The organism is Ectobacillus sp., assembly GCF_056992975.1.
In genome coordinates this window covers 1-4,844 of the sequence record NZ_JBXKMX010000283.1, presented here as the reverse complement: position 1 = coordinate 4,844, position 4,844 = coordinate 1, and the positions used below count along the sequence as shown (strand labels likewise).

Annotated in this window: 6 protein-coding genes; 4 read left to right on the top strand and 2 right to left on the bottom strand. The window is 36.4% G+C overall.

The window, feature by feature from the left end; translation table 11 throughout:
* A partial coding sequence (locus AC11ZT_RS12965; protein ID WP_484060004.1) for an SDR family NAD(P)-dependent oxidoreductase occupies window positions 1-172 on the bottom strand: 172 nt, incomplete at its 3' end.
* Between the two features lie 194 nt (window positions 173-366).
* Here AC11ZT_RS12965 and spoIIP point away from each other — a divergent pair.
* From spoIIP to AC11ZT_RS12945, 4 genes are all read left to right on the top strand, one after another.
* Window positions 367-1,527 (top strand): stage II sporulation protein P, encoded by a 1,161-nt coding sequence (spoIIP, locus tag AC11ZT_RS12960; protein ID WP_484060003.1) that lies wholly within the window; start codon window positions 367-369, stop codon window positions 1,525-1,527.
* A 107-nt stretch (window positions 1,528-1,634) separates the two neighbouring features.
* A complete protein-coding gene (locus AC11ZT_RS12955) occupies window positions 1,635-2,384 on the top strand; it encodes a M15 family metallopeptidase (protein ID WP_484060002.1) in 750 nt (249 codons plus the stop codon).
* A 177-nt stretch (window positions 2,385-2,561) separates the two neighbouring features.
* Entirely contained in the window at window positions 2,562-2,987 is a 426-nt protein-coding gene (locus AC11ZT_RS12950) for an NfeD family protein (protein ID WP_484060001.1), read from the top strand.
* Window positions 2,984-3,919 carry an SPFH domain-containing protein gene (locus tag AC11ZT_RS12945; RefSeq protein WP_484060000.1) on the top strand — a complete coding sequence of 312 codons (936 nt, stop codon included), beginning with the start codon at window positions 2,984-2,986 and terminating at the stop codon, window positions 3,917-3,919. Before AC11ZT_RS12950 ends, AC11ZT_RS12945 begins: the two co-directional genes overlap by 4 nt.
* Window positions 3,920-3,977: 58 nt before the next feature.
* On the opposite strand, the gene AC11ZT_RS12940 is transcribed toward AC11ZT_RS12945, so the two are convergent.
* Window positions 3,978-4,757, bottom strand: coding sequence for a GNAT family N-acetyltransferase (locus AC11ZT_RS12940; RefSeq protein ID WP_484059999.1), 780 nt, complete (start codon window positions 4,755-4,757; stop codon window positions 3,978-3,980).
* Window positions 4,758-4,844: the final 87 nt, after the last annotated feature.

Sequence of the window (4,844 nt, the reverse complement as noted above, 5' to 3'; positions counted from 1 at the left end):
CTCCGCTTCCAATTTGACGTAATTCTTTTTGTACCTCTATTAATTTTTGTTCATTCCGGCTTGTAATCATGACGTTAACGCCTTCGCGAACGAATTGCTCAGCAATTGCCTTTCCTAATCCTTGGCTTGATGCTAACACGAGTGCAGTTTTCCCCTTTAATTGTAAGTCCATATGTATCCTTCCTTTCAAAAATATAATTCTCCTTAAGTATAACGGATTGAAGGGTAAAGTGGGAATTTTCTATCATCGCTATGATAAAAGGCAATATAGTTACGTTTTTCTTTTTAAAACGAGCGAATAGCAGCTTGTTTTTTTGTTCTACCAAACATAGCTTGGACATATAGTTTCATCAAGAGGGTGATACTATGAATCAGAACTATTTTTATGTGAAAAAACTGCGGATTTGGAAATTGATTATGGTTTTTATAGTAGGGATTAGTTGTACTTTTTTATTTGCTAGTATTCTTGTTACTTCATTAAAACAAGCGAAATCCGTCTATTTGCATGATTGGTTGAATGAACTTTCTATGAACGGTTATATGTATGCTTTTGGTACAGAAAATCATTATTTTGTCCAAGAATATCGACAGTATAATAAAGAATTTTCGGTCTCCAAACTATTTTTATCTGCAGTAACAAATATTCGTTTTCATGATGTAAGAAGCTTACTTGGAACAGAACTTCCTGGATTTGCAAAGTACGATACGGATATATTAATTGCCGGAGAGGGAACGAATTATAGCAATCTTCCAAATGAATCTTCGGTACCATTAGAAGAATTATTACAAAATCGAAACGGAGAAGGAACGTCACCTTCCCAACCGAAAACAGATGTACCGAAAAAATCTCCTGCTCACAGCACAAATGGGAAAAAGGTTGTTTTTATTTACCATACACATAGTTGGGAATCGTATTTACCGCTTTTACATTTACCTGATACTTCTCCTGATAGTAAAGCAACGAGCACGGTAACCAATATATCTATATTTGGAGATCGCTTTCGTGAACAGTTGGAGAACAATGGGATTGGAGCTAGCGATGATAAAACAGATATTGGTCAAATGCTAATTGCAAAAGGGCTAAATTCTAACAGTTCTTATAAAATGTCTAGGCAAGTGATACAGACTGCAATGACAACGAATAAAGATTTTACATACTTTTTTGATCTTCACCGTGATAGTTCGAGAAGGGATGTTACGACAAAACAAGTAAATGGACAATCCTACGCTAGACTGTATTTTGTAATTGGATCGGGTAATCAAAATTATACAAAAAATGAGCAATTTGCTAAAACTCTTCATGAAATGATTGAAAAAAAATATCCAGGACTCAGCAGAGGAGTGGCACGTAAAAATTCTAGTATGGGCAATGGCGTTTACAATCAAGATTTATCCGGACAAGCTATTTTAGTGGAAGTTGGCGGTGTAGATAATACCGTAGAAGAACTTAATCGCACAATTGATGTGTTAGCAGAAACATTTAGTGACTACTATTGGCAAGCGGAGAAAGTGAATGGATCTCCGTAATTGCCTTTTTTTGTTTAACTTAGATTGTTAGTCTGGTGTTTAAATTGTTGTTACCTGTCCCACACTTAGTAGAAAAGGGACGTTATTTTAAATATCAGGAGGTTTATATGAAAGGAATCATACACGTTATCGGTTCCGTTACAATAGTGGCTGTTTTATGGCTCACACAAAAAGATGTTGTGATGGGTCCAACTCATATTGAAAAAGAAAAAGTTGACTCAAAAAGTCTTTTTCCTACTTATTCTTCCACAATTACTCAAAAGGATGGAAACTATTACATCGTGAACAATGCCTCCTCTACTTTGGTACTGGTAAATAAGCAAAGACGTCTTCCAGATGGATATGCTCCCCAGGATCTCATAATTCCAAACGTACGATTTAGCTATTCAGGTAACCGTGAAAAAATGAAACTACGAAGTGAAGCCGCAGCTCAACTCGAAAGACTATTTAAAAAAGCAGAATCAGAACAGGTTTATTTGTTTGCGGTTTCTGCTTATCGTTCTCATGAACGGCAACGTGCTCTTTACGAGTCCTATGAAAGAACTGAGGGAAAAGAAGTTACAGCGTTATATAGTGCATTTCCTGGAACGAGTGAGCATGAAACAGGTTTAGCTGTGGATGTATCTTCACAGTCAATAGGCTTCCAATTAGATACATCTTTTGAACAGACAAAGGAAGGGATATGGTTACGGGAGCATGCCAATGAATTTGGCTATATAATTCGGTATCCAAAAGATAAGACGAATCGTACAGGATACTCGTATGAGCCATGGCATATTCGATATATCGGGGTAGAATATGCCCAGCAATTGTATGAAAAAGGACAAACATTAGAAGAAGCGATGCCGAATCAATAGTCTAACTATCGATATTTCATGAATTAAGACGAATATTAAAGGATTTTAAATAAATTTGGCGAATAGTGTATATGATTTGTCTAATTATATTGAAAGTAGCGCAAACCATTTGCTGTTAAAGCCTCTTTTTTTGGCATATATATCTCAGTAAGCACTTTCTTGAAAGAGGGTGAAGAAATGGCAGGATGGATTATGTGGTTTATTCTATCGGGTATCCTCATTATCGCAGAGATGGTAACACTTACATTTTATTTACTTTGGTTAGGGATGGGAGCGCTTATCGGCGGATTGATTGCATTAGTAGTACCAAATCTATGGATTCAAATTGTAGGTGCAGCACTTGTTAGTATTACACTGACACTTTTCACGAAGCCATTATTGCGCAGAATTCGATCAGAAAGACAGTATGATGATAGTGTAGAAAGTATCGTGGGAAAAATAGGTATTGTAACGAAAAATATTACAGAAGATAGCTTTGGAATTGTAAAAATTAGCGGAGAGACGTGGAGTGCTTCATCCTCTGTTCCTATCGAAGCTGGAGAGAAAATCGTTGTTTTGCAAAGAAAGAACACGATTTTAATTGTAGGGAGGAACGAATCATGATTGGGACGATATTGTCAATTATATTATTAGTTCTTGTAGTCGTATTTGCGGCTCTTTCTGTTAAAATTATACCGCAGCAGCAAGTAGGGGTTGTTGAACGCCTCGGGCGATTTCACAGAACAATGTCTGCGGGGCTAAACATTTTAATTCCAATTATTGATCATGTGCGTATTTATCACGATTTGCGAATTCAACAGACCAACGTACCACCTCAAAAAGTAATCACAAAGGATAATGTTCAAGTTGAAATTGATACCATAATATTTTATCAAATTATCGATCCAGAGCGAGCTACATATGGCATATCTAATTACTCATTAGGGGTACGAAATGTAACGACTGCTACGATGCGACAAATACTTGGAAATATGGAGTTAGATGAAACCTTGTCTGGTCGTGAAAAAATTTCAACAGAAATACGACTTGCCTTAGATGAAGCAACTGAAAAATGGGGTGTTCGTATTGAACGGGTAGAAGTGGTTGATATTAATCCTCCAAAAGACGTACAAGTTTCCATGGAGAAGCAAATGAAAGCTGAGCGTAACAAACGTGCGATTATTTTGGAAGCAGAAGCAGCAAAACAGGATATTGTACTTCGTGCGGAAGGGGATAAGCAAAGTAATATTTTACGGGCAGAAGGGGACCGAGAAGCTCGTATTCGTGAAGCTGAGGGGATTCGTCAAGCACGTGAACTAGAAGCGATAGGTCAATCAAAAGCCATTGAAATTATAGCACTTGCTGAACAAAATCGTATCAAACTTTTATCTGAGGCTGGAATATCCGAAAATGTTTTAGCCTACCAATCGTTTGAAGCGCTGCGTGATATTGCAAAAGGATCCGCGAATAAAGTATTTCTCCCAATTAAAGCGGTTGATACACTTGGAAGTCTAGGAGCAATCGGTGAAATATTTAAGGAAAAGAAGAGTGAATAAGGAAGGAACATTATAAAGTGAACCTCATTTGTGTGGGTTCACTTTATTTAGTTACCTTTCATCGATACATGGTCCACATTCCAATATCTTTAAAGCCAAGTTGTTTGTAGATCCGTCCTGCAGCAGGATTGTCATAAAACAAGCAAAGTGTTTTTCCATCAGCTATTAAATCTACTATAATTTTTTCAACAACAGATGAAGCGAATCCTTTCTTTCGAAAACCTGGATCTGTACAAACACCAACAATCATTGCAGATTGTGAATTCTCCGCTGCTGTTGAAGCACATGAAACGATACTTCCACCAACTTCTATGTAATACGTTCTTCCGGTTTTATTTTCGATAGATTGAATTAACATTGTTCTTGATTCTTTTGTAATATAAAATTCCTTGATTTTTTCGCGAAGACTCATAATTTGATCAACGTCTCGCAAGCTAGCTAACTGTACTTGATTTTGTGTTTCTGGGAAAATGACGTTTCGACATTCGCAAAAATAAGTATCTATTCGCTTTTTCTTTTTTAATACAGGAAGCAACCCATCAAATTTTTCAATGATATTTGGTTTTCCAGAAAATGTCGTGACGGAATAATCCTTCATGCATGATACAAATCCTCTAACGTCAAAATTTCCTGTACCGTATGGAATAAAAGATTGATGATACCGTAGTAAAATAGCACGTAAATTCCCATCTGTTGTAAAATCTCCCCAAAGCTCTTGGAATTCACTCTCATAACCGTATGCCTCTATATCGCCAATTATAAATAAATTATAGGCCTGTTCTTCGTGTAGGAGTGCTTGGACTATTTCATGATCTTTTTGCATTAGTTTTCGAATCATCGTTTCACCTCATTACTATAAGAATTATATCAATTTTATGATAACTATACGCGTACTAGAACATTTTTATGTTTAGTTCTAGCATTT

Coding starts and splice junctions, on each gene's coding strand:
- AC11ZT_RS12950 (WP_484060001.1), top strand. CDS start 2,562: ATGGCAGGATGGATTATGTGGTTTATTCTATCGGGTATCCTCATTATC.
- spoIIP (WP_484060003.1), top strand. CDS start 367: ATGAATCAGAACTATTTTTATGTGAAAAAACTGCGGATTTGGAAATTG.
- AC11ZT_RS12955 (WP_484060002.1), top strand. CDS start 1,635: ATGAAAGGAATCATACACGTTATCGGTTCCGTTACAATAGTGGCTGTT.
- AC11ZT_RS12940 (WP_484059999.1), bottom strand. CDS start 4,757: ATGATTCGAAAACTAATGCAAAAAGATCATGAAATAGTCCAAGCACTC.
- AC11ZT_RS12945 (WP_484060000.1), top strand. CDS start 2,984: ATGATTGGGACGATATTGTCAATTATATTATTAGTTCTTGTAGTCGTA.